The sequence below is a fragment of the Corallococcus exercitus genome (assembly GCF_042231735.1).
In the GTDB taxonomy this organism is placed as follows: Bacteria; Myxococcota; Myxococcia; order Myxococcales; family Myxococcaceae; genus Corallococcus; species Corallococcus exercitus_B.
In genome coordinates this window covers 6866716-6891323 of sequence record NZ_CP102577.1, presented here as the reverse complement: position 1 = coordinate 6891323, position 24608 = coordinate 6866716, and the positions used below count along the sequence as shown (strand labels likewise).

Here is a 24608-nt window from a genome sequence, read left to right as displayed (position 1 = left end):
CCCCCAAATGAGCCTCATCGACCGCGCCCGCAGTGCCGTCAGCAACACCATCCGCCAGGTGCAGCAGGACCCCATCAAGGCGGCCAAGGACATCGGGACGCAGGCGAAGAAGGGCTACGACACCTTCAACAAGGTGAAGACGGCCGTGAAGGACGGCTTCGACAACGTCAAGAGCCTGAAGACGGACGGCTTCAAGGCGACGCTGAAGGGCAACGTCGACAAGCTGGTCTCCAAGGCCACGGACCCGAAGACCAAGCTCGACCTCAAGGGTAAGCTGGGCATCGCGGGCGGCGCCCTGGGCACCATCACCAACGCGGCGAAGCTGGTGGGCCAGGCCGGCACGGCCATCGGCGACGTGCGCAACGCCGTGCGCTCCGGCTCCAGCGAGGACTGGAACAAGGCGCTGGGCTCCGTCGCCACCGCCGGCAAGACCGCGGTCAGCACCGTCAAGGGCGGCCTGGAGCTGGCCCGTGACGTGAACAAGTTCGGCAGCGCGTACAAGGCCGCCAGCGGCGCCTTCAAGGCCGCCGTCCCCGGCGCCGGTCCCAAGCTGGCCCGCGCCGCCGCCGGCGCCGCCGCCAAGGCCGCCTTCGAGGGTGGCGCTTCCTCCGCCATCAAGAACGGCGTGCGCTCCGCGCTGAAGACCGCCGTCAGCGAGTCCGGCGTGGCCCTGAAGGCCGCCACCGGCACCGCGTCCCGCGCCGCCGCCCGCGCCGCCCTGTCCGAGGGTGGCAAGGCCGCCGCCAAGGCCGGTGGGGCCGCCGCCGCCCGCGCCGCCGGGGGCACCCTGGCCAAGGCCGCTGGCCGCTTCGCCCCGGGCGCCAACATCGCCATCGCCGCCTTCGACACGGCGAACGCGGTCTCCACCCTGCGCGACCCGAACGCCAGCACCACCAAGAAGGTCACGGGCGTCATCACCGCCGTGGGCTCCATCGCCGCCGCCACCAACATCCCGGTGGTCAGCCAGGTGGGCGCCGCCGTCTCCGCCGTCTCCAGCTTCGTCGGCGGCCTGTTCGGCTGAGCGGACGCGGTGACGTGAGGGCCCCGGGCTGGAAGGCCCGGGGATGTCCCCGGAGGGTCCTTTTCTGGTAGGCACCGTGACCGAGTGAGACGCGCTCGTTTCAATCCCCTCTGGGACCACGGTCGCTACCTGCCAGGAGGCCCTCCGGTGGCCACGAAGAAGAACCCCCCTGAGAAGTCTCCGGCCGCCACGGCGTCCGGCCCGGCGAAGCCGGCGAAGTCCGCCGCCGCCCCTTCCGGAAGCCCCAAGCCCCCGGCCAGCTCCAAGCCCGCGGAAGCGCCCGCCGCCCCGGCGGAGGCCCCCGTGCGGCAGCTGGTGCAGCGGCTGCCCGTCGCGCCCGGCCTGGGCCACCAGTCGGACCTGCCGGTGGTGACGGCCCCCTCGCTGGAGAACCTGAACATCCGGGTGCCGCAGGGCGAGGACCTCACGGAGGAGGACCTCCTGGAGCGCTTCCACGAGCTGGCCCGCGCGAAGGCGGAGGCCCGGCCGCGCGCGGAGGGCGAGGCGCTGGCCATGGGCGACGACGTGCAGCTGGACATCCTGGGCTACGCCAACGGCCGCCTCATCCCGCTGAGCACGCGCGTGGGCTACTGGATGGAGCTGGCCCCCCAGGTGATGCTGCCCGGCTTCTCGGAGGTCATCGCCGAGGCCAGCGTGGGCGACAGCGTGGAGGTGGGGCTGGTGCTGCCGGACAACTACCCGGCGGAGCAGCTGCGCGGCATGCCCGCGCGCTTCCTGGTGGACGTGAAGGCCGCGCGCGAGGTGCGCATGCCCGACACGGAGTCGGACGCGTTCCTCCAGCAGCTGGGCCGCGGCTCCACGCATGAAGAGGTCATGAGCTCCATCGTGGAGGAGATGGAGGGCGAGATGGCCGACATGCTCTGGGTGGACGCGCGCAACCGGGTGCTGGACGAAATCGTCGCCCGCTCCAACGTCACCGTCCCCAAGCCGCTGGTGGACGAGGAGATCCGCCGCCGCTGGCTGCAGATGGAGGGCGAGGTGCTGGCGCGGAAGTTCTTCACCCTGGAGGAGCAGCAGGAGGCGCTGGACGGCTGGCTGCACCACCCGGGCATCCGCGACGACGTGGAGCGCCGGCTCAAGATTGCCCTGGTGCTCCGCGCCATCGCGCAGCGGGACAAGCTCCAGCTCACGCCGCAGACCGCGCTGGAGCTGCTGAAGGAGTCCTCGGGACCCTTCGGCATCACCGAGGCGCAGCTGCGCGAGTCCATGATGGATCCGGCCGCGTCCGCGCAGATGATGGACGTCGCGTGGCACCTGCTCGCCGTGGAGCACGTGATGACGCAGGCGAGGGTGACCTTCGAGGGCGCCGAAGCTGCGCTCGCCTGAGGGCTGGGGAAGCTCCCCTGCCCTGCCCCGGAGCCCGGGCGGCTACCCCGCCGGGTTCTTGGGCGCGGGCGGCTGCCCCGGGGCGACGAAGGTGCCCGTCGCGGGGTCTATCTGCCAGGCCGAGTACTGGTGCGTGAGCACGTCGCGCACCTGCCCCTGCTCGTAGCAGACGGAGTACACGACGAAGACCTCGTTCACGAAGTTGGGCCGGCCGTAGCGGTAGCAGTCCTGGTCGCCCTGCTTCTGGAGCGTGAGCGGGTTGCCCAGCAGGCCCCCCACCTCCTGGGTGGTCATCCCCGCGCGCAGCACCTTGATGCCGTGCGGCGTGACGACGGAGAAGGACGTCCCGTTGAGGCGCCACAGGGAGAAGAACCCCAGGGCGAGCACCACCGGCACCGCGGCGGCCACGAACCAGGTGAAGGTGAAGCGGCCGGACTTCTTCCGGGCCCCCTCACGGAAGGCCGTGAACAGGGCGTCCGGGGACGTGTCCGCCGGGACACCATCCGAGGCGGGCTGAAGCGGGGCGTTGGGAGTGCTCACCCTTCTTGAATGCCGCCACTGCCCGCCGGATTCAAGCGCTGGACTGACAGAGGGCCCACGGCCCGCACGCCTCGCCGGCCGCCGCCGCGGTCGTCCAGGGTGGGATACGCCCGGATGTCTGGTTCCTGGACGAACGTACGAGTTCACAATCCGCCCGGTGCCGGACTGCTAGAGGGCACACCCTGAGGCTCATCTCGAGGAGTCACACGTCATGGCGAAGCGCGCCGTCGCGAAAAGCACCGCCCAGAAGACGCTGGACCGGGACGTCGTCCCGCCGGGCACGGAGGTGCCGGACAGCGACCTGTTCTTCAACCGGGAGCTGTCGTGGCTGGCCTTCAACGACCGGGTGCTGCAGCTGGCGGAGTCCCCGGAGGTGCCGCTGATGGAGCGGCTGAAGTTCATCTCCATCTACGCGCGCAACCTGGACGAGTTCTTCATGATCCGCGTGGCGCGGCTGCACGAGCAGATCGCCGCGCGCGTGGGCCGGCTGGTGCCGGACGGCGCGTCCCCCGGCGACACGCTGGACAAGCTGCACACGGGCATCCTGGAGCAGGGCCGGCGCCACGCGGACTGCTTCGAGAAGGTGCTGCGCCCCGCGCTGGCGGAGAAGGGCTTGCGCATCCTGTCCATGAAGGAGCTGGACGCGGACCAGCGCGCGCAGGTGGACCAGCGCTTCCGTGAGCAGATCTTCCCCGTGCTCACGCCGCTGGCCATCGGGCTGGGGCGGCACTTCCCGTACATCTCCAACCTGTCCCTGAGCCTCGCGGTGCTCCTGCGTGACCCGGTGGCGGAAGAGGAGAGCGTGGCGCGGGTGAAGGTGCCCAAGGAGATATTGCCCCGCTTCGTGCCGCTCAAGGGGGGCACGCTCTTCGTGCCGCTGGAGGAGATCATCGCGCAGCACCTGGGGGACCTGTTCCCCGGGATGGAGGTCCTCAACTGGAGCCTCTTCCGCGTCACGCGCGACGCGGACTTCACCGTGTCCGAGGACGCGGAGGACCTGCTCAAGGCGGTGGAGACGGAGCTGAGCCAGCGCCGCTTCGGGGACGTCATCCGCCTGGAGATCCAAGCGGGGATGAACGCGAAGCTCCTGGAGCCGCTGGTGGAGGCGCTGACGCTGGAGCCCCGGCAGGTGTACGAGGAGCACGGCCTGCTGGACCTGGCGGACGTGATGTCGCTGGCGATGACGCCGGGCTTCTCCGAGCAGCGAGACCCGCCATGGACGCCGGTGACGCAGGCGCGGCTGCGCACGGACAACGAGTCCCCGGACGGCGGGGGCACGGTGATGTCCGCGATGCGCAGGGGCGACCTCCTGGTGCACCACCCCTACGAGTCCTTCACCTCGTCGGTGGAGCGCTTCGTGAGCGAGGCGGTGGAGGACCCGGACGTGCTGGCGCTGAAGCAGACGGTGTACCGCACGTCGGACAGCTCGCCGCTGGTGCCCGCGCTCATCCGCGCGACGGAGCACGGCAAGCAGGCGGTGTGCATGGTGGAGCTGAAGGCCCGCTTCGACGAGCGCACCAACATCCGCTGGGCGAACGCGCTGGAAGAGGCGGGCGTGCACGTCGTGTATGGGATTCCCAGCCTGAAGACGCACGCGAAGGCCATCCTCATCGTCCGGCGCGAGGGCGAGCGGGTGCGGCACTACGTGCACATCGGCACGGGCAACTACAACCCGAAGACGGCGCGGCTCTACACGGACCTGGGGCTGTTCACCACGGACCCGGACATTGGCGCGGACGTGGCGGACGTCTTCAACTTCCTCACCGGCTTTGGCCGGCCGCGCTCCTTCCGCAAGCTGCTGGTGGCGCCGCTGACCATGCGCGAAGGGTTGATGGAGGAGGTCAGGAAGACCATCGCGGCGCACACGCCGGAGGCGCCCGCGCGCATCCTGATGAAGATGAACGCGCTGGTGGACCCGGGCATCATCCGCGCGCTCTACGACGCGTCCCGCGCGGGCGTGCGCGTGGAGCTCAACGTGCGCGGCATCTGCTGCCTGCGGCCGGGAGTCCCGGGCGTGTCGGAGAACATCCGGGTGGTGTCCAACCTGGGCCGCTTCCTGGAGCACCCGCGCATCTACGCCTTCGAGCGGGGCGCGACGTCGCGCTGCTACATCGGGTCCGCGGACCTGATGCCGCGCAACCTGGACCACCGCGTGGAGATATTGGCGCCGGTGGAGGACCCGGCCCTGGCCGCGCAGGTGCGCGACGTGGTGGAGCGCTGCATGGTGGACACCAGCGGCGCGTGGGAGCTGGCCTCCGACGGCACGTGGCGGCGGCGCACCGCCGCCACGCCCAACGACAAGCGCTCCGCCCAGGGGGAGCTCATGGAGCGCGCCATCCGCATGGTCCACATGCAGAGCGGCCGCCCCGTGGGGTGAATCAAATCTCGTGGTTCACCAGGTTGAACACCGCCACGCGGTGCGACTGGGGGAACAGCACGATGAACAGGTGGTTCCAGTCAGACGCGCCCGGAGCCACCAGGTACGTGGAGTAGAAGTAGCGGATCTGCACCTGCTCCGTGCCGTTGCCCAGCTCCGTGAGCAGGCTCGGGTCCAGCGCCTCGAACTTGAAGAGCGTGTCGGACAGCGTGCTGAACGGCACCGTGCCCCGGTCCTGCCAGGGGAAGTAGCTGTAGTCCTGCGACAGCGCGAACACCGACTCCACCGCGTCCGACAGCGTGGGCGCCTGCGGGGACGACCAGGGGAAGCCGTAGACGTCCAGCGTGCCGTCACACCAGTTGTTGTGCGCGTCGCAGTCGTCGTTGCCGGCCTCCATGATGGACTCGAGCAGCGGCGTAGGGCCCTCCCACTCCAGCTCGATCTGGCTCAGCTTCGACTCCACCGCGCGCACGGACTGGGTGGACTCGGGCGCCGGCTGCGTGGGCTCCTGCGCCGGCTCGGACGGGGTGTTGTTGCACGCGCCCAAGAGCAGCGCGGAGGCCAGCACGGACCACTTCAGGGTGTTTCGCATCATGTTGACGACCTCGGGGGGATGAAGCGAGGGAGGCCCGCGTCTGCCACAGCCCCCTCCCCACCCTCAAGCCACAACATGCCCGCCGTGCACGTGTCACCGCGCCGTGACGCGCGGGGTTGGAAATCTTCAGCCCCGCTCGCCCAATGCGCTCCGCGCGGCGTCCTCGCGGCGGTGGGCCTCCACCTCCGGGACCTCCTCCCAGCGGATCCACCCGGCGCGCGCCGCGTGCCTCGCGGCGGCCACCGTGTCGTCCACCGCGACCAGCTCACTGCCCGCGTCGCGGATGTCCTTCGCGATGGCCTCCATCTCCTCGCCGCGCTTGGAGCGCCCTGGCACGTTGCGGATGTAGACGCAGCGGATGCGGCCCGGGTACTCGCGCACGATGGTGCGGTAGTGCTCCGCGTCCTCCTGGCCGCTGTCCCCAATCAGCACGAAGGGCAGGTGCGCCAGCGTCTCCAGCACGCCGCGGATTTTATCCAGCTTGTGCCCGTGTCCCCCGCCCGGCGCGAAGCCGTGACGCGACAGGCCCCAGTCGCGCAGCAGCAGCGGACCAATGGGGATGCGGTGGATGGAGAGGAACTCGTCCAGGTGCTCGTAGAGGTTCCACGGGCTGCTGGAGACGTAGAAGATGGGGTTGTCCGCCGTGCCGCTCGCGCCCGCCTGGAGCGCCGCGTAGAACGCGTCCACGCCCGGGAAGGGCAGCCGCACCCGGTGCTCCGTGAGGAACAGCGCCCACGCGCGCTTGAGCGGATCCGTCACCCCCGTGGCGATGACCGTGTCGTCGATGTCGCTGATGACGCCCAGCTCCGCGCTCGTCCCCGCCACCCGCACCGGCGCCGTCACCCGGGGCACGCCCTCCGCCTCCGGGGACAGCAGCTCCAGCTCCACCATGTGCCAGCCGGAGCGCACCCCTTCCGGCGGGGGCACCCACAGCTCCAGGAAGCCCTCCTCGTCCGTGATGCCCTCCCAGCGCTTGTCCCCCCAGCGCACCGCCACGCGCGCGCTGGAAATCTCGCGCGTCATGTAGCGCTTGTAGGAGGCCACGGCGCTGCTCCACAGCGTGTGGCGCTGGCGCTGGGGCGTCACCTTGCGCTCCTCCAGCACGCGCGCCTTGATGACCACGCGCTCCGGGGTGCCGTAGCCCCGGTACGGCAGGATGCGCAGCGGCGGGGCGATGCCCAGCCCCTTGCGCACGCGGCGGCTCAGCACGTCGTAGTGGGCATCCGCCTTGACGGCGAAGCGGAACAGCAGCGGGTACAGGTCGGGCATGGCGGGTGTGCGCGAGTCTACCGTCCCCTTCGTCAATCGTGGCGGCCCAACGTCCGGTCCAGGTTGTACGCGGCGCTGATGAGCGACAGGTGCGTGAGCGCCTGCGGGAAGTTGCCCATCGCCTCGCCGGACATGCCGGTCTGCTCCGCGTACAGCCCCAGGTGGTTCCCGTAGCCCTGCATCCGCTCGAAGATGAGCCGCGCCTCGTCCAGCAGGTCCGGCCGCACCGGGCTCGCGCGCGTCATCGCCTCCACCAGCCAGAAGCTGCACAGGTTGAAGGTGCCTTCGCTGCCACTGATTCCATCCAGCTTCTCGTCCGGTTCGTAGCGGAACACCAGGCCGTCCGACGTGAGGCCCCCGTCCCGGGGCGCCTTGCGGATGACGTCCAGCGTGGAGAGCATCCGCGGATCCACCGGCGACAGGAAGAACACCAGCGGCATCAGGAGATTGGCCGCGTCCAGCGCGTCATGTCCGTAGGCCTGGATGAAGGCGCCCTTCTCCTGGCACCAGCCCTTGTCCATGATCTCCTCGAAGATGGCGTCGCGCGTCTTCAGCCACTTCGCGCGGTCCGCCGGCAGGCTGCGCTTGTCCGCCAGCCGGATGGCCCGGTCCACCGCCACCCAGCACATCAGCTTCGAATAGACGAAGTGCCGGCGTGAGCCGCGGATCTCCCAGATGCCCTCGTCCTCTATCTGCCAGTGGTCGCACACCCAGTCCACCAGCCGCCGCAGGTGCCGCCAGAAGTCATACGAGATGGGCACGGCGTACTTGTTGGACAGGTACACGGAGTCCATCAGCTCGCCGTAGATGTCCAGCTGGAGCTGCTTCGCCGCCATGTTGCCGATGCGCACCGGCCGCGCGCCGCCGTAGCCGCGCAGGTGCTGGAGCTCCTCCTCCTTCGGGACCGGCGTGCCGTCCAGGCTGAACATCAGGGGCAGCGGCCCGTCCCCGTTCTCCGCGCAGCGCTTCTCCACCCAGCGCATGAACGCGGCGGCCTCCTCGTTGAAGCCGATGCGCAGGAACGCGTAGACGGTGAAGGCCGCGTCGCGCAGCCAGCAGAAGCGGTAGTCCCAGTTGCGCGTGCCGCCGGGGGACTCCGGCAGGCTGCACGTGGGCGCGGCGATGATGGCCCCGGACGGCTCGAAGGTCATCAGCTTCAGGGCCAGCGCCGAGCGCTGCACCATCTCCCGCCACCGCCCCGTGTACTTGCACTTGGACAGCCAGTGGCGCCAGTAGTCCACCGTGTCCCGGAAGAGCCGCTCCGCGGACTCGTGCGTGTGCAGGTGGTGGTGGCAGCCCTCGATGCCCCCCTCGCGCAGGGTGAAGACCGCGGACTGGCTCTCCTTCAGCGTGAAGTGCGCGACGACGCCGTTGCCCTCCTGCTTCAGGGGGATGGGCGTCACCAGCTGCATGCTCAGGCTCTTGGAGACGAAGGCCGCGCCGCCCTTCACCACGTGCGTCTCATGTTCGTCCCGCGCGTAGTTGAACGCGGGGAAGCACTCCATGCGGAAGGACATCTCCCCGCGCACCACGCGGATGCGCCGGAGCACCTCGCGCCCCTCCGCCCTCGCCCCGCGTCCCAGGGGCATCAGGTCGATGAGCTCCCCCACGCCCTTGGGCGTGTAGAAGCGCGTCACCAGCACGTTGGTGTCCGGCCAGTAGAACTGCCGCTTCATCACCCCGTCCGGCTCCGGGGACACGCGCCAGTACCCGCCCTTCTCCGGGTCCAGCAGCGCGGCGAAGAGGCTGGGGCTGTCGAAGTGCGGGTAGCACAGCCAGTCGATGGTGCCCTCGTTGCCGACCAGCGCCACCGTGCGGAGGTCCCCGATGACGCCGTGGTCTTCAATGGCCACGCCGCCCTTCAGGTCCTCGTGATGGGGATTCACCGGGCATGCTCCTGGAATGAGATGACGTGTTTGATGCCGCCCTTCGCCTCCACCACCTTCGCGAACTCCGACGGCGGGTGGCGCTGGGTGATGAGCGCCTCCACCTTCCCCGGCCACTTCGCGCGGAAGCGGGCCAGGTCCTCCAGCGCCTCACGGAAGTCGCTGTCCGCCGCGTTCACCGTGCCGAACATCACCCGGTTGCCCAGCACCAGCTGTCCCAGCACCTGGTCGCCCTGCAGCTCCAGCGGCTCCTCGCGTCCGGGCACCCCGGTGAAGATGAGCACGCCGTTCTCCTCCAGCACCTGGAGCGAGTCGAAGGCCACCTTCGACGCGCCCGTCGCCTCGTAGATGACGGCCACGCCGCCCAGCTGTTTCTTCAGGGCCTCCACCGTCACCTCCTTGGAGGAGATGTACGGCGCGCCCACCGCCTCGGATGCGGCCGCCTTCTCGTTGGGCTTGGGGCTGCGCGAGTACACCGTCACGTCGAAGCCCGCGCGCATCAGCGCCATGGCGCCCAGCTGCGCCACCGGCCCCGCGCCCAGCACCAGCGCCTTGCCGGGGCTCACCTTCCACGGCAGGCGGGACTGGATGTGGGAGAGCTCGCGCAGGCCCTTCTCCGCGATGGTGAGCGGCTCGGTGAGCACGGCCACGCCGCGCAAGCTGTCGTCCGCCTTGTGCAGGTAGGCCGCGTCCTCCACGAAGTGCTCGGAACAGAAGCCGTGCGCGCCCTGGATGCCGCGCTCCGTGTAGTCCCCCGTCACGCAGAAGTCCGGGTGGCCGTGGCGGCACGCGGGGCAGTGCGTGTGCGGACAGGGCCTGCGCACCCGGGGCACCACCAGGTCCCCCGGCTTCAGCCCCTGCACGTGCGCGCCCACCTCCATCACCTCGCCCAGGCACTCGTGGCCCAGGATGAGGTGGTCCTCCCCCTTGGGCGCCACGCCGTGGCCGCCCTTCAAAATCTCCTGGTCCGTGCCGCACACGCCCACCTCCAGCGTGCGCACCTTCACCTGGGTGGGCGAGTGCAGCCGCGGTTCGGGGACGTCGAGGACGCGCACCTCGCGCGAGGGGAACATGATGGCCACGGCCTTCATGGGCGGCGGACTCCTTCTGGGCGAAGTGCTGAAAGTCCCAGGACAAGGGGTGCGGACTTGGGACCCAGGTCGCAAGTGCCTGCCCTCCGCTCCGGGGCTCCCCGCCGGGCCCGTCAGAGGGGACGGGCGCTGGACGGCCCGGACCGCCCGCCTGCCTGGAGGGCGGCACTCCCAGGGCGCGTGAAAGCACTGCCCCCTCGGGGCGCGCGGGTCTATAGACGCAGGCGTGCGTGCGCCCACCGCCTACCGACGCAGCCGCGCCACCGCCATCGGTGCCACGGCCTTCCTGATGCTCGCCCTGCCCTTCCTGGTGCTGGGGGTGTTCTTCCTCGGCCAGAAGGCGCGCATGGACCTGAGCTGCGAGCCCCAGGGCCTGTGCGTCCTCACCCGCTCCAGCTGGCTGGGCCAGGAGGAGGTGGGCCACTACACGGCCCAGGACCTCCAGGGCGTGGACGTGGCCCGCAGCCGCAGCACCCGCAAGGGCGCCGCGCCCATCTTCCGGGCCCAGCTGCAGACGACCTCCGGCGTCCAGCCGCTCGCCTACCAGTGGACGGAGGACGAGGCGGAGGCCCGGGCCTACGCGGACACCGTGCGGCGCTACCTCACGGGTCCCCGCACGGACACACTCGCCGTGTTCCAGGACCACCGTCAGGCGTCGCTGCGCGTGGGCGGCGCCTTCACCGGCGTGGGCCTGGCCGTGCTCGCCCTGAGCCTGTGGCTGCTCTCCCGCACGCTGGCGCATCGCAAGGCGGAGCGGGCCGCCACGCCCTGACGGCGGAGACCTCCGGCGGAGGGAAAAAAGCAGCCAGCCGGGCGCCTCGGACTTCACTTCCTGTCCTACAGTGAAAGGCGCCTGCCCGCTTCCAGGACCCGCCTGTGCGACCTTGGGGCAGATGAATAGGTTCTGGCGAATGCTTCGACGCCTTATCGAGCGGATGCGGGGCCTGCGCCGGGCGGCGCCCTACCTGCTCCGGCCCGCGAACGTGAACGCGGACCGGGCGAAGATCTCCGTCGCCCAGCTGGACCACCACTACGCCAACAAGGTCGTGGCGCTGAGGGACGTGAACCTCAACGTCCGCTCGGGGGAGTTCGTCTGCCTGCTCGGCCCTTCCGGCTGCGGCAAGTCCACGCTGCTCTACGCGCTGGCGGGCCACGTGGCCCCGACGGGCGGCAGCGTGGCCATTGACGGCAAGCCCATCCATGGGCCCGGGCCGGACCGGCTCCTGATGTTCCAGGAGGCCGCGCTGTTCCCGTGGCTCACCGTGCGCGGCAACATCACCTTCGCGCTGGGCGCCCGGGGCGTGCCCCGCGCCGAGCGCCGCGAGCGGGCGGACACCTTCATCCAGCGCGTGCGCCTGGAGGGCTTCGCGGACACGCTGCCCCATGAGCTGTCCGGCGGCATGAAGATGCGCGCCAGCCTCGCCCGGGCGCTCGCGGTGGACCCCACCGTGCTCTTGATGGACGAGCCGTTCGGCGCGCTGGACGCCCAGACGCGCGTGCACATGCAGGAGCTCCTGCAGTCCATCTGGCTGAACTCCGGCAAGACGGTGGTGTTCGTCACCCACGACGTGCAGGAGGCCCTGATGCTGGGCACCCGCGTGGTGCTGATGGCGCCCCGCCCGGGCCGCGTGGTGGAGGACCTGGAGCTCCACCTGCCCATGCCGCGCTCGCTGGAGGACCCGTCCCTGGACGCGATGGCGCGCGACATCCGCCACCGCCTGCGCGCCGCGGAAGGGCCGGCCCTGGAGACCCCGCCCACGGAGCCCTTGAGCCGCCGCACGCGCACGCCGTCCAGCCTGCCCCGCCCGAGCGTCGTGACCGGCCGTTAGAGAGGGACACCGCCATGCTCAAGTGGGCGCAGAAGCTGGGGATGATCGCGCTGCTCTTCGCGGTCTGGGAGGTGCTGTCGCGCTCCGGCGTGTGGAACGAGCACCTGTTCCCCGGGCCGCTGGAGGTGATCCAGGCGCTCATCGGCATGGCCCGCGACGGACAGCTGGGCGGCGCCACGCTGCGCTCGCTGGGCCGGCTGTCACGCGCCTACCTCATGTCGGTGGCCATCGGCGTGCCGCTGGGGCTGCTCATCGCGCGGCTGGCCTTCTTCCGCAACGCGGTGAAGCCGGTGGTGATGGGGCTGCAGGCCCTGCCCTCCATCTGCTGGCTGCCGCTGGCCCTCCTGTGGTTCGGCCTCAACGACGGCGCCATCCTCTTCGTGGTGGTGATGGGCAGCGTGCTGGGCATCTCCATCGCCACCGAGGACGCGGTCAACGGCCTGGACCCGCAGCTGGCCCGCGTGGCGCGGACCCTGGGCGTGCGGGGCCTGCGCTTCTACTTCGGCGTGCTGCTGCCCGGCGCGCTGCCCGGCATCGTCACCGGCCTCAAGCTGGGGTGGAGCTTCGCGTGGCGCGCGCTGCTCGCGGGCGAGCTGCTCTTCGTCTCCGGCGGCCTGGGCCAGTTGCTCACCATGGGCCGCGAGCTGATGGACGTGGCGCAGGTGATGGCGGTGATGCTGGCCATCATCCTCATCGGCATCACGGTGGACCGCGTCCTCTTCCAGACGGTGGAGACGCGCCTGAGGCGCCGGTGGGGCCTGACGGCGTCCGTGTGAGCCCCAGGACGCTTTCGCGCTCCCAGGCATTGAAAAGGGGCGGGGAATCTCCATTAGCGTGACGCACCATGTCTTCCGCGCGTCCGCTGTCCCTGCTCCTCGGTGTCTGCGTCCTCCTGACCGGCGTCGCCTCCTGCAAGAAGGACACGCCCTCCGGCGCCAACGCGCCCCTGCGCGTGGCCTTCTTCCCCAACATCACGCACGCGCAGGCGCTGGTGGCGAACTCGGAGGGGCTCTTCGCGTCGCAGCCCGGGATGGGCCACCTGGAGGTGCGGCCGTTCAACGCGGGCCCCGCCGCCATGGAGGCGCTGGTCGCGGGCTCCGTGGACGTGGCCTACGTGGGCCCGGGCCCCGCCATCAACACGTACCTCAAGGCCGGCAGGGAGCTGCGCATCATCGCGGGCGCGGTGAACGACGGCGCGGTGCTGGTGGTGAAGAACGTGAAGACGGCCCAGGAGCTCAAGGGCAGGAAGCTGGCGACGCCGCAGCTGGGCAACACGCAGGACATCGCCCTGCGCACCTGGCTCAAGGCCCAGAAGCTGAGCATCACCGCGGACGCGGGCGGCGACGTGCAGGTCATCCCCATCAGCAACCCGGACATCCTGGCCCAGTACCTCCAGGGCGCCATCGAGGGCGCGTGGGTGCCCGAGCCCTGGGGCGCGCGCATGCTCGCCGAAGGGGGCGGTCACATCCTGGTGGACGAGCGCGACCTCTGGCCGGACAAGCGCTTCCCCACCACGGTGGTGGTGACGACGAAGAAGGTGCTGGAGACGCAGCGCCCGCGCATCGCGGCGCTCCTGCGCACGCACGTGCGGCTCACCGAGCGCTGGAAGGCGGACCCGGCCGCCTTCGCCACGTCGGTCAACTCCGCCTTCGGCCAGCTCACGCGCAAGCCCCTGCCCGCGCCCGTGCTCCAGGACGCGTTCTCCCGCCTGGAGCCGAGCCTGGACCCCGTGCCCTCCGCGCTGAAGACGTCCGCCGAGCACGCGAAGGCGCTGGGGTTCATCCCCAGCGACGACATCGCGGGGCTCGTGGACCTGAGCGTCCTGGACGAGGTGCGCGGCGGCGCGAAGCCGGACTAGGTGGCAGGAAGCGCGGCGGTCCTCAACGCGGCACCTCACCGCTGAGGGACACGGCCATGTTGTTCGTCCCTCCCTCCACCTGGTAGAGGGCCAGCACCTGCTGCCCCTTCTCCGGCTGCCGGTGGATTCGCAGGGCGCTCATGTCCAGGGGCACCACCGGCCCGGTCACGTCCTGCACGTACAGCATCATCCCCGACCGCTTCACCACCGGGCCGCTCACCTGGAGCAGCCGGTCCGGGTCCGGGGTGAACTGCCGCGCGGACATGTCCGGGGAAATCATCTCCGGCGACGTCGTGGGGACGGTGCTCACGACGTTCGAGGGGCTGGTGCTCGCGCGCTCGGCGTTCTGTGACCCGTAGGCGGGGCTCGTGTCGTCCCCCCTGCCAATCTGGGGGTCGCGCGCCAGGGCGGGAGCCGCGCACAACAAGAGGCCGAGCGTCGGCGCGGTCCACGCCATGGCTCGCCATCGTCGGGGGAATCCGTGCATCATCGTTATACCTCCGTGTCACGGGGGCGCTGCCCCCGGGCCCACACCCCAAACGTAGGGTGGGTGGCACTGAATGTTCAGGGCGGAACACGGACCGTGCGCGCGGCAGCGTCCACACAGTAGGGTGGAGCGCACGCGAGCCAAGGACCGCTCGCACACCGAATACGAGGCACCTTTGGCTGGACGTACCGACGAGCAGCACCGCATCGCACTCTTCATCGACTTCGAGAACCTGGTCACCAACACCGGCATCAGCGCCAGCCAGTTCGACCTGCAGCCCGCGCTGGACCAGCTCCTGGAGCAGGGCAAGGTCGTCTTCCGCCGCGCCTACTGCAACTGGACGCGCTTCGAGGACGCGAAGCAGCGCCTGCACGACGTGGGCGTGGAGCTGGTGGACGTGCCCCCCTCCACCCGCGCCGGCAAGAACAGCGCGGACATGCGCCTGGTCATCGACGCGCTGGAGCTGTGCTACGCGCGCGAGCAGATCGACACCTTCGTCATCGCCTCCGGCGACAGCGACTTCTGCCCCCTGGCGTACAAGCTGCGTGAGAACGGCCGCACCGTCATTGGCCTGGCGGTGAGGGAGGCCAGCTCCCAGATGTTCGTGAGGGCGTGCGACCAGTTCATCTACATGAAGCCCAAGCACAAGGGCGAGTCCTCGCACAAGGACAAGGACAAGGACCACGGCGGCCGGGGCTCCAAGTCCGACGAGGGCAAGGGCGGCAAGCGGGGCGGGAAGGGCCACGACAAGGGCCACGAGGGCAAGGGCGCCAAGGAAGGCGCCGAGTCCAAGGGCGGCAAGCCCAAGGCGGAGGTGCCCGCCGTCGCGCGCGAGGTGGTGCAGAGCCTGCTGCGCCGGGCGACCGGCCCGCTCAACCCGTCGCTCGTCAAGGAGACCATCGTCCGCAAGGAGCCCGACTTCGACGAGCGCGACCACGGCTTCTCCACCTTCGCGCGGTTGCTCGAAGCGCTGGAGCAGGAGGGGCTCCTGCGCCGCATCCAGCAGGGGCGCCAGGGCTACATCGTGGGCCCGGACTCGGACTTCGGCGCTCCCGCGCACGAGTCCAAGGGCGGCAAGGGGCGTCACGCCAAGGCGCCCGCCCCGGTGGAGGAGGAGGAAGAGGAGCTGGAGTCCTATCCGGACCCGGACGACGAGGGGCTCTAGAGCCCCCCGCCCGCGAGTCCATCAAGCCGCGCGCGGCGTGGTGGACTCGCAGAGGTGCTCCAGGAACTCCGGCAGCAGGCGGGCGGACATCACCCACAGCTTGCCGTCGCCCAGGTCCGCCAGGGACACGCGCTCCGCGTACTCCACGCAGGCGGCCTCCACGTAGTGGACGAACACCTTGCGGTCGCGCGCGCGGTACCACTCCGCCGCGTGGCCCAGGAGCGCCACGAACGCGTCCTGCACCTCCGGCTTCGCGTCGTCCTCCAGCGGCACCAGGCGCACGCCGTCCAGCACGTTGAAGAGGTTCAGGCCCGGCTGCGCGGACTCGAACACCGCGAAGGCCACGGCGCGGCCCTCATGGCGGGCCACCACCAGCTCGCGCTCGCGGGCCAGGCCCGCGTCACCCCAGCCGGTGCGCGTGGTCTCCAGGTCGAAGCGCTCCGGCACCAGGTCCAGCGCTTCGCGGTAGGCCTCCGGGCGGGTGCCCGCCACGTGGGCGAAGAAGCTGGCGCGCTCCTCCCGGGTGGGCGAGCCCAGGGCGATGTTCGCGGGCTTCGTCCAGACGCTGTCCACCTCGCCCTCCATCAGGCGGAAGGGCACGAGGCACGTCTGGCCGGTGTCCGCGTACCAGGTGGCGAAGTCGAACTTCGTGTAGCGCACCCAGCGCACGTTCGCCTCGCAGTAGGCGAAGAACCACTTCACCTCCGGGTCCACCTGGGTGGGCTCGTAGCCGCGCAGGTAGATGTCGCGCAGGGCCTCGCGCGCGGTGGAGCGGCTGCCCGGGGGCTGGTGGCGCGCCAGCTGGTGCGCCATCCAGCTGCCCGCGTAGGGCTTGAGCACGGACAGCGAGGCCTCCATGCCGTCCTCCGCGGGACGCACCACGCGGTAGCCCAGGAGCGGCGCCTCCTGGAGCTTGTTCTGCGCGCGGTCGAACTGGTCGCGCAGGCTGGTGAACTTCTCCGGCTCCTTGCCCGGGAGGCGGAAGTAGCCGGAGCGCTCGAAGAGCTTCCAGGTGGCGTCGTTCCAGTCGCCCTCCACCTTCGTGGTGGGGTGGGCCTGGGCCTCCACCAGCGCGCGCCACGCGCGGGCCCCGTCCGCGTCCAGGGGCCGGACGCTCACGCCGCAGCGGCGGCCGTGGGGCGTGCTGGAGATGTTGCGCACCTCCGCGCGCAGGCGCACCGGCGCGCAGCCGTCCAGGGACACCTGCATCACCGGCAGGCGCAGGCCCGGGTACATCAGGTCCTCGCCGGGCTGCGTGAGGAAGGACAGGCCTTCGTAGGAGACATCCAGCAGGCCGCGGTGCACGTGCACCTGGGGCCAGAGCGGATGGTCGAACTCCAGCGTGCAGGACGCGCTGGCCTGCGTGCGGCGCAGCCACCGGTGGCGGAAGCGCACGAGCGACGTGGGCGTCGGCATCACCAGCAGGCCGCCCTCCATGCGCGCCGCGTCCATCTGGAAGTGCACCACGCTGGAGTAGCCGAAGGCCTCCAGGGTGAAGGTGCCCGGGGGCAGCGTGCCGTGCAGGTTCCAGGCGAAAGCGTCCTGGAGCGGCTCGAAGAAGGCGCAGGTGACCTCCGCCACGGCCTGGCCGTCGCTCGAGCGCAGGACGCCGCGGGCCTGGCGGGACGCGAGCGCCTCGCAGATGCGGGTGATGCGCTCCGCGCGGTCAATCTGCTCGCGCCACACGGGCCGCGTCTCCGGCGTGAGCAACAGGCCGTTGTCCCGCAGCGACTCCAGGAGCCCCACGATGCGGCGGCCCGCGTCCAGCGGCGGCGCGACGAAGCGCAGGCTCACCTCCGGGCGCATGGCGTTGACGCCAATCACCTCCGCGTCCAGCGCGGTGGCCCACCGCTCGCCCTGCCCCACCACCACGGACGCGGCCTGTCCCTTGCGGGGCACCGCGCGCGACTCCAGGTGGAGCGTCAGGTGCTCCAGCGACAGCTGCACCAGACGCCCGGAAGAGAAGTCCGCGCCGAACGAGGCCGCCGCGCTGAGCTCCGTCCCCACCCGGTATCCGAGGAGGGCTTCGCGGCCAGCGAGCGCGTCGTGAGTGTCCGTGTGCATGGGGGCTCCTGATGTCCTGCGGGGCATGATCCTACGACGTCCGAAGAAACCGTGTTGTCCCCAAGTTGCAGGTGACCCGGGGAACTCGGATTCCCACAGAGTGGAGATCATTCACCCCGCCTGCACTCCGACCGTCGGGCTGTGTCCTCCGGCGCCCGCTGGACTGTCACGAACTGGCTTCTCACTTCCGGAGAATTTCCATCACGGACAGGCGCATGGCCTTTTGAGACAGGTGCAGACCTGTCCCTCCCCTCGGGTCGTCCGCAACCCATGAAAACAGGGTGACTCCGACACACGGAACACGGGGGATTGTCGCATGTCGGCTGGTGAGACATGGCTCGCCTTGGAGGACGGAGGTCCGGGCGAACACACACGTCAGGGATGACTCGCTCCCCCGCGAGACGTTATCCCGCACGCGCCATGTCCTCCGCCCTGTCCACCCTCTGTCTCCACTGCGGCATGTGCTGTGACGGCACCCTCTTCACCCAGGTGCCGCTGAAGCCCGGCGAGGCGGAAGCCCTGCGCCAGCGCGGCCTGCCGCTCGGGACGCGGGAGGACGGCACGGAGGTGTTGCCCCAGCGCTGCGCCGCGCTGAACGGGCTGTGCTGCACCGTCTATGAGGAGCGCCCGGAGGCCTGCCGCCGCTACCGCTGCCAGCTGTTCACCGCGCTGGCGGAGGGAGAGGTGTCCCTGGAGGAGGCGAAGGGCGTGGTGGACGCCGCGCACGCGAAGGTGGACGCCGTGGGTTCCGCTGGGGACGGAAGGGGCTCCGCGATGCGTCAGGCGCGGGTGGCCGCGGCCTCCCTGGAGCTGCCTTCCGAGGCGCGCGAGGCCCTGGCGCACGCGGAGGTGTATCTGGACAAGCACTTCCGGGGGCGCTTCCGCCGCTCGGGGTGAAAGCGCGTGTCCGGGGGCCTGGTGGGCGGCTAGCGTGGCGCGGTCCTTCTTCTCTTGAGGTCCCGCTTCCGTGAAGACACCCCTGCTGGCCGTGCTGTCCTCCGCCGTGCTGTTCACCGGTGCGCCTGCCCTTGCCCAGAAGAACGACGAGCCCGTGACGTCCGCGAGCGTGGACCTGGACGGGGACGGCAAGCCGGAGGCGGTGTCGTTCACGGCGGGGAAGGACGGCCAGTTCACGCTGAAGGCCGGCGCCGCCACGTTGCAGGCCAACGCGTCCGGCAATGACGTGAGTGGCTTCACGGTCGTGGACCTGGACACGGGCGACAAGTGGAAGGAGCTGCTGGTCCACTCCCTGGGCAACACGGACGACGACCACCGCTTCTTCCTCTACGGCTACGACGGCAAGGCGCTGAAGTCGCTGGGGGACGTGCACGCGCTGACGGAGGCGAAGGGCAACGGCATCGTCCTGGTCGATAGGTGGATGGGCTTCTGGCAGAAGCGCGACAAGTACACGCTGGACCGCAAGGCGTGGAAGCTGGTGCACGTGCCGCAGGAGCTGTACGCGGTGGGCGTGGACGCCAGCGCGGCGGGCGTGGAGGCCACGGTGAAGAAGTCCTTCCCGCTGGCGCAGGGCCGCACGGGGTCCGCGGTGGTGGCCACGACGGCGCAGGGCTCCAAGGTGCGGGTGCTGGCCGCGAGCGTCCCCGCGAAGGGGGAGGTCTGGTACCTGGTGAAGTCCTCCACCGGGTTGCTGGGCTGGGTGCGCGGCAACGTCCTGGTGGAGTCCACGGACGGCCTGCCGCTGGCGGGGTAAGTTACGCCGGCAGGTCCACGGCCTCCGGGGAGCTCTGTCCATGAGCTGCCTTTGGCTGCAATGCCTTTCGTGGAGAGCCCGTGCTGAGGAAACCGACGTGGCCCGCGCCATCGCACGCGAGCCCGTCGGATTCGCAACCCCAGACGTCGCTGGCTGTCTTCGCGCCCGGGACTACTCGACCAGGGCGAACTCCACCCGGCCCAATTGCTCATCCGTGGAGACGACCTTCACGGTGATGGGCATGCCCACGGTGAAGGTCCGCGTCTTGCCCACCATGGACAGCTCACGCGCGTCCGGACGGTAGGGACCGCCCGCGAGTCCTTCCGCCGGCACCATGCCCTCCACCCACATGCCATCCAGTTGCGCCACGAGGCCAAAGGGCTTCACGCGCACGACGCGCGCGGGGAACTGCTGGCCGATGCGCGTGGACATGAAGCGCGCCTCCAGCTCGTGGTGGCGGTCTGCTTCCGCGCGGTTGGCGGAGCGGGCGCGCACGTTGATGTGCTGGGAGAGCTTCTCAATCTCCGGGTCCTCGTGCACGAAGTCGCGCCGGCCGTGGAGGTACGCCTTGATGAGCCGGTGCACCGCGAGGTCCGCGTACCGGCGGATGGGCGACGTGAAGTGCAGGTACAGGGGCGCGGCCAGCCCGAAGTGCGGGCCCGGCATCACGGTGTAGCGGGACGGGCCCAGCGAGCGGCGCAGCACGGAGCGCAGCGCGGCCTCCGCCTTCGCGCCGGCGATCTGCCGGTCGAACGCGGCCAGGGCCAGCGGGGTGAGCTGCGCGCCGAAGCCCGCCGCGAACCCCGAGTGCAGCGCGAACGCGTTCACGTCCGCCACGCGCTGCGGGTCCGGCTGTTCGTGCACGCGGTACACGGTGGGCACGCCTCGGGTCATCAGCCAGGTGGCGATGGCTTCGTTGGCCGCGACCATGAAGCGCTCGATCATGTTGTGCGCGGAGGTGTCCTTCTCCCCGGCCAGTCCGGACAGGGCGCCGGTGGCGGTGTCGAAGGTGAAGCGCGCCTCGTCGCGGGACATGGTCATGCCGCCGCGGGCCGCGCGGGACACGGCGAGCCGCGCGGAGGCCAGGCGGAACCAGGGCATGGCGTCGCGCACGGGCTCCATGGCGGGGGACACGGTGCCGTCGTTGAGGAACTCCGCGACCTCGTCGTAGTTCAGCCGCGCCCAGGAGCGGATGAGGCTTTCATAGACATCCGCGGCGGTGACGCGGCCGTCGGGGTCGATGCGCAGCTCGACGGTGAGGCAGTGGCGCTCCTCGTTGGGGACCAGGCTGAGCCAGTGCGCGGACAGCTCCTCCGGGAGCATGGGGAGCACGCGGCCGGCCAGGTAGACGCTGGTGGCGCGGGCGCGGGCCTCCAGGTCCAGGGGGGTGCCTTCCTTCACGGACTCGCCCACGTCCGCGATGGACACGAGCAGGCGCAGCGCGCCGTCCGGGCCCGCGGGCAGCACGGAGATGGCGTCGTCGATGTCTCGGGTGGAGGGCGCGTCCACGGTGACGGTGGGGATGGAGCGCAGGTCGCGCCGGGCGCCGCCCAGGGCGTGGGGCGTCTGCCTCGCGCGGAGGGCCTCCTCGATGACCTCCGGGGGGAAGTCCCGGTGGAGGCCGTGGCGCGCGATGACGCGCTCCAGGGAGCGGTCCGCGCCGGGCTCCAGCTTGTAGAGGAGGACGACCTTGCCGTCCGCGATGCGGGCGACGACGGCGTCGTTGTGCTGGACGGGGGTGGAGCCCGGGTCCAGGGGCCAGTCGGTGTTGGACACCTCCTTGTCGATGCGCAGGAAGAAGGCGCCCTTGCGCGACACGACCTCCCCATAGACGACGGTGCGGGTGCGCTCTACCAGCGACAGGCCGGACGCGGTCCACCGGCCCTCGCCGGACGCGGTCACGGTGGCGGAGACGATGTCGCCCGCGAAGAGGGGGTTCAGGTCCGGAGGCGTGATGAAGGCGGACAGCACCTCCGGGGTGCCGGGCTTCTGCACGGTGAGGAAGCCGAAGCCACGGGGATGCACGTCGACGCGGCCGGTGACGGTGCGCGGGGAGGCGGAGGTGTCCATGTCGGCGCCGTCGTAGCCCACGGCGGGACGAACGTCTCTGTCCGTCCGTCCCGGGGGGCCGTCCTCCGGTGTCGGACAGTTCGTGCGCGACCCCTCGGGAAACCCTGTCCTCGCCTGGACGGAGGCTCCTGCCCGTAAACCCTGGCATCCGGCCAGAAACGGGGGTCCGGGCCTTTCGCGCGGGTGCCTGCACCGGTGTAGAGTCGGACCCCTTCAATGGCTGGGACGACGCTGACGCTCACTCCGGACGGGTTCCGCGGCCGGGTGTTGGGCAAGTACGAGGTGCTCTGCCGCCTGTCGACAGGCGGGATGGCGGAGATTTTCCTCGCGGCCCAGAAGGGCCTGGCCGGCTTCCGCAAGATGGTCGTGCTGAAGCAGATCCTCCCCGACATCCGCGGCGAGGAGGAGTTCGTCCGGATGTTCCTGGACGAGGCCAAGGTCACGGCCGCGTTCAACCACCCGCACATCGCCCACGTGTACGACCTGGACGTGGCGGACGGCGAGCTGTTCCTCGCCATGGAGTTCGTCCCAGGCGCCACCCTGGTGGAGGTGGCCCGCGCGTGCCGCTCCGCCCACGAGCCCATCCCCATGGGCCTGAGCCTGATGGCCGTGCGCGACACGGCCGTGGCGCTCAACTACGCGCACAGCTTCACCGACCCGCTGGGCCGGCCCTCGCCCGTCGTCCACCGCGACGTCGCCGAGAAGAACATCATGGTGACGTACGAGGGCGTCACCAAGCTGCTCGACTTCGGCATCGCCAAGAGCCTGGCGCGCGCGGGCCGCACGCAGGTGGGCATGGTGAAGGGCACCAGCGGCTACATGTCCCCGGAACAGATCATGGGCGACCCGCTGGACGCCCGCAGCGACCTGTTCAGTCTGGGCGTGGTGCTGCACGAGTGCCTCACCGGCATGCGGCTGTTCTACGCGAAGACCGCCGAAGCGATGATGAACGCGGTGCTCAGCGGCGACGTGACCCCGCCCTCTCGCGTGAACAAGGAGGTGCCGCCGGAGCTGGACGCCATCGTCCTCAAGGCGCTCGCGAAGCGGCGTGAAGACCGCTACGGCTCCACGCTGGAGTTCGCCCGCGCCATCGAGCGCGCCGTGGGCCCTCGCATCTGGCACCCCGAACAGAGCAGCGAGCTGATGCTGCGCCTGTTCGCCGAGCGCCGCGACCAGACCCGCCTGCTGCTCATGAGCGGTCAGTCGACCGGGGATGGCACCTCCAGCGAGACGCAGGTGGCGCAGGTGCTGGCCCGGGGCGTGGACGTCCCGGAGCCCGTGACGGTGCCTCCCACGGGAGCGCTGCCGCAGATCTCCTCCACGCTGCCGCCTCGCGCGCCCGCGGCGCCTCCCAAGGCTCCCGCTCCGGCGAAGGCGGCCGCTCCGCTGGGGACGGGCCGCCGCAACACGACGGAGGAGCTGGCGATCCGCAAGCCCGCGCCGCCGCCGTCCTCGCGCCGGGTGTCGCCTCCTCCGGCGGCGCCTCCGCCCACGGATGAGATGTCCGCGCGGCCGGATGATTCTGAACCGGGCGTGCGCACCCAGCCGTCCCTGCCGCCGGTGATGCTGGACTCATCGCTGCGCATCACGGCGGCCCAGGCCACCACGTCCCCCGGCTACGTCGAGGGTGAGACGATCCTCACGCCGCTGTCGCGCGTGGGTGCCCAGCCCCCCGAGGAGCCGAAGGCGCGTTCCCCGAAGGAGCCTCCAACCTTCGTGGCGCCGCCCGACGAGCCCCGGGCCCGGAGTGGACGCGAAGGGCGGGATGCGGCGAACGGGGCACCGGAGGATTCGCGGCAGCGCTCCGCGAGGGACTCCGGCAATGGCTCCTCCGAGGACTCGCGTCCGCGCTCCGGGCGTGATGCCTCGGAGGCCCGTACCGAGGAGCTGAGGCCCAGGATTGGACGGGACGCGGAGGACTCGCGGCCCCGTCCGCCGCGTGAAGCCTTCAACGTGCCTCCCGAGGACGCACGGCCCAAGCCGCCCCGTGAGGCCTTCAGCGCGCCGGGTGAGGATGCGCGGGCCCGTCCCGCGCGGGATGCCGCGAGCGGGGGTGCTGAAGACTCTCGGCCCCGTCCTCCTCGGGATGCAGCGAATGGGGCCAACGATGCACGGGCTCGCTCGGCTCGCGAGGCGTCGAATGGCGGCGCGGAAGACTCGCGGCCTCGTCCTCCTCGCGACGCCGCGAACGGAGCCACCGACGATGCCCGGTCCCGCGCCGGGCGCGACGCCGCGAACAACAGCTCCGAGGACTCCCGCCCCCGGCCTTCACGGTCCTCCACGCAGGACAGCATCCGCGTCACCCAGCCCCACACCGCGCCGCAGGCCCTGCTGAACGACAACGAGACGGCCATCTCCCGCGTGCCGTCCCTGCCTCCCGAAGAGGCCCCGGAGAAGACGCCCGCGGTCCGCCGCTCGCCTTCCTCCCGCCGCAAGCAGTCCTCGCCTCCGGCTCGCGCCTCCGTCCGCCCCACCGAACCCCACGACTTCCTCGCCGAGTCCCCCGCGCCCCGCCGCCGGGGTGGACTCATCGCGGCCGGCGTCGTGCTCCTCGGCGTCGCGGGCCTCGGCATCACCATCGCCCTGGGACTCGACGGCGGCCGCGTGGCCTCGCTGTGGAGCTCCGTGCGCGCGCCGAAGCCCGACGCGAACTCCTCCACAACTTCTCCACCGGCAACTCCCGCCGAACCCGAGGCCCGGAAGCCCGCTCCCACCGAGCCCGCCGCGCCGGAACCCTCCACCGCGGTGGCCCAGGCCGAGCCTCCCACCGGCACCCCGCCTCCCGACGCCGCGCCCTCGGACCCGGCGCCTCCCAGCGGCGACTCCGTCTCCCCGCCCGCTGACGACACCGCCGACGCCGAGGCCCCGAAGGCGAAGACGCGCGCCCCCGTCCGCAAGGCCAAGCGCGACCCCAACGACCCGGCGACCCCGGCTCGCGCAAAGCCCCGCACCTCCGCCGCGCCCGCGGACGTCCCGGAAGCCGACCTCCCTGCCCCGCCGGACACCGCCACCGAAGAGGCCGCGCCCCAGGGCTTCCTCACCCTCGTCACCGAGCCTTCCGCCCGCGTTTCCCTGGGTGGCCGCTCCCTGGGCGAGACCCCCCTCACCAAGGTCGCCCTCCCGGTGGGCAGGCACACCCTGAAGCTCATGGATGGCACCGGCCGGCCCCTGAAGCTCCTGGTGGAGATCAAACCCGACGACACCACCTCCGTCCGGGTCCCCCTGGAGCTGCTGGCCAATCCCTGAACCTGTCCGACTGTCGGACAGGTTTCGGCCCCTCACGCAATCACCCGCTGGC

19 protein-coding genes are annotated in these 24608 nt (G+C 71.0%); 11 read left to right on the top strand and 8 right to left on the bottom strand.

The features are described 5' to 3' along the window. Positions 1-7: 7 nt before the first annotated feature. On the top strand, positions 8-1021 hold the full coding sequence (locus NR792_RS27575) for a hypothetical protein (protein WP_375755679.1): 1014 nt from the start codon (positions 8-10) through the stop codon (positions 1019-1021). Positions 1022-1168: 147 nt separating this feature from the next. Further along, positions 1169-2368 carry a peptidylprolyl isomerase gene (locus tag NR792_RS27570; protein WP_375755678.1) on the top strand — a complete coding sequence of 400 codons (1200 nt, stop codon included), beginning with the start codon at positions 1169-1171 and terminating at the stop codon, positions 2366-2368. Between the two features lie 42 nt (positions 2369-2410). Here NR792_RS27570 and NR792_RS27565 read toward each other — a convergent pair whose 3' ends face one another. Then, positions 2411-2908, bottom strand: coding sequence for a hypothetical protein (locus tag NR792_RS27565; protein WP_375755677.1), 498 nt, complete (start codon positions 2906-2908; stop codon positions 2411-2413). A 211-nt stretch (positions 2909-3119) separates the two neighbouring features. On the opposite strand from NR792_RS27565, the gene ppk1 reads away from it, so the two are divergent. Next, positions 3120-5285 carry a polyphosphate kinase 1 gene (gene ppk1, locus NR792_RS27560; protein WP_375755676.1) on the top strand — a complete coding sequence of 722 codons (2166 nt, stop codon included), beginning with the start codon at positions 3120-3122 and terminating at the stop codon, positions 5283-5285. Between the two features lies 1 nt (position 5286). On the opposite strand, the gene NR792_RS27555 is transcribed toward ppk1, so the two are convergent. The 4 genes from NR792_RS27555 to NR792_RS27540 all read right to left on the bottom strand — a co-directional run bounded on the left by NR792_RS27555 (position 5287) and on the right by NR792_RS27540 (position 10126). Continuing rightward, on the bottom strand, positions 5287-5880 hold the full coding sequence (locus NR792_RS27555; protein WP_375755675.1) for a hypothetical protein: 594 nt from the start codon (positions 5878-5880) through the stop codon (positions 5287-5289). 126 nt (positions 5881-6006) lie between these two features. Continuing rightward, entirely contained in the window at positions 6007-7149 is a 1143-nt protein-coding gene (locus NR792_RS27550; protein ID WP_375755674.1) for an App1 family protein, read from the bottom strand. Positions 7150-7181: 32 nt separating this feature from the next. Further along, positions 7182-9035: a glycoside hydrolase family 15 protein gene (locus tag NR792_RS27545; protein WP_375755673.1), complete on the bottom strand. Its 1854-nt coding sequence runs from the start codon at positions 9033-9035 to the stop codon at positions 7182-7184. Then, positions 9032-10126, bottom strand: coding sequence for a glucose 1-dehydrogenase (locus tag NR792_RS27540; protein ID WP_375755672.1), 1095 nt, complete (start codon positions 10124-10126; stop codon positions 9032-9034). The genes NR792_RS27545 and NR792_RS27540 overlap by 4 nt, the downstream gene beginning before the upstream one ends. Before the next feature lie 226 nt (positions 10127-10352). Between NR792_RS27540 and NR792_RS27535 the strand changes: the two genes are divergently transcribed. From NR792_RS27535 to NR792_RS27520, 4 genes are all read left to right on the top strand, one after another. Continuing rightward, positions 10353-10898 carry a hypothetical protein gene (locus NR792_RS27535; RefSeq protein ID WP_375755671.1) on the top strand — a complete coding sequence of 182 codons (546 nt, stop codon included), beginning with the start codon at positions 10353-10355 and terminating at the stop codon, positions 10896-10898. A 139-nt stretch (positions 10899-11037) separates the two neighbouring features. Next, a complete protein-coding gene (locus tag NR792_RS27530) occupies positions 11038-11955 on the top strand; it encodes an ABC transporter ATP-binding protein (RefSeq protein ID WP_375755670.1) in 918 nt (305 codons plus the stop codon). Positions 11956-11969: 14 nt separating this feature from the next. Continuing rightward, a complete protein-coding gene (locus NR792_RS27525) occupies positions 11970-12731 on the top strand; it encodes an ABC transporter permease (protein WP_375755669.1) in 762 nt (253 codons plus the stop codon). A gap of 68 nt (positions 12732-12799) precedes the next feature. After that, on the top strand, positions 12800-13813 hold the full coding sequence (locus NR792_RS27520) for an ABC transporter substrate-binding protein (RefSeq protein WP_375755668.1): 1014 nt from the start codon (positions 12800-12802) through the stop codon (positions 13811-13813). 22 nt (positions 13814-13835) lie between these two features. Here the strand turns inward: NR792_RS27520 and NR792_RS27515 are convergent, their stop codons facing one another. After that, complete coding sequence (locus tag NR792_RS27515; RefSeq protein ID WP_375755667.1) at positions 13836-14270, bottom strand: hypothetical protein; 435 nt, start codon at positions 14268-14270, stop codon at positions 13836-13838. A gap of 205 nt (positions 14271-14475) precedes the next feature. Between NR792_RS27515 and NR792_RS27510 the strand changes: the two genes are divergently transcribed. Further along, positions 14476-15465: an NYN domain-containing protein gene (locus tag NR792_RS27510; protein WP_375755666.1), complete on the top strand. Its 990-nt coding sequence runs from the start codon at positions 14476-14478 to the stop codon at positions 15463-15465. A gap of 21 nt (positions 15466-15486) precedes the next feature. Here the strand turns inward: NR792_RS27510 and NR792_RS27505 are convergent, their stop codons facing one another. Next, on the bottom strand, positions 15487-17529 hold the full coding sequence (locus NR792_RS27505) for a PilZ domain-containing protein (RefSeq protein ID WP_375755665.1): 2043 nt from the start codon (positions 17527-17529) through the stop codon (positions 15487-15489). Between the two features lie 420 nt (positions 17530-17949). Between NR792_RS27505 and NR792_RS27500 the strand changes: the two genes are divergently transcribed. Then, positions 17950-18426: a YkgJ family cysteine cluster protein gene (locus tag NR792_RS27500; RefSeq protein ID WP_375755664.1), complete on the top strand. Its 477-nt coding sequence runs from the start codon at positions 17950-17952 to the stop codon at positions 18424-18426. Positions 18427-18496: 70 nt separating this feature from the next. After that, positions 18497-19240 carry a hypothetical protein gene (locus NR792_RS27495; protein ID WP_375755663.1) on the top strand — a complete coding sequence of 248 codons (744 nt, stop codon included), beginning with the start codon at positions 18497-18499 and terminating at the stop codon, positions 19238-19240. Between the two features lie 171 nt (positions 19241-19411). Here NR792_RS27495 and NR792_RS27490 read toward each other — a convergent pair whose 3' ends face one another. Beyond that, on the bottom strand, positions 19412-21310 hold the full coding sequence (locus NR792_RS27490; protein ID WP_375755662.1) for a ribonuclease R family protein: 1899 nt from the start codon (positions 21308-21310) through the stop codon (positions 19412-19414). 216 nt (positions 21311-21526) lie between these two features. On the opposite strand from NR792_RS27490, the gene NR792_RS27485 reads away from it, so the two are divergent. After that, positions 21527-24556 carry a protein kinase gene (locus NR792_RS27485; RefSeq protein ID WP_375755661.1) on the top strand — a complete coding sequence of 1010 codons (3030 nt, stop codon included), beginning with the start codon at positions 21527-21529 and terminating at the stop codon, positions 24554-24556. Positions 24557-24608 lie beyond the last annotated feature (52 nt).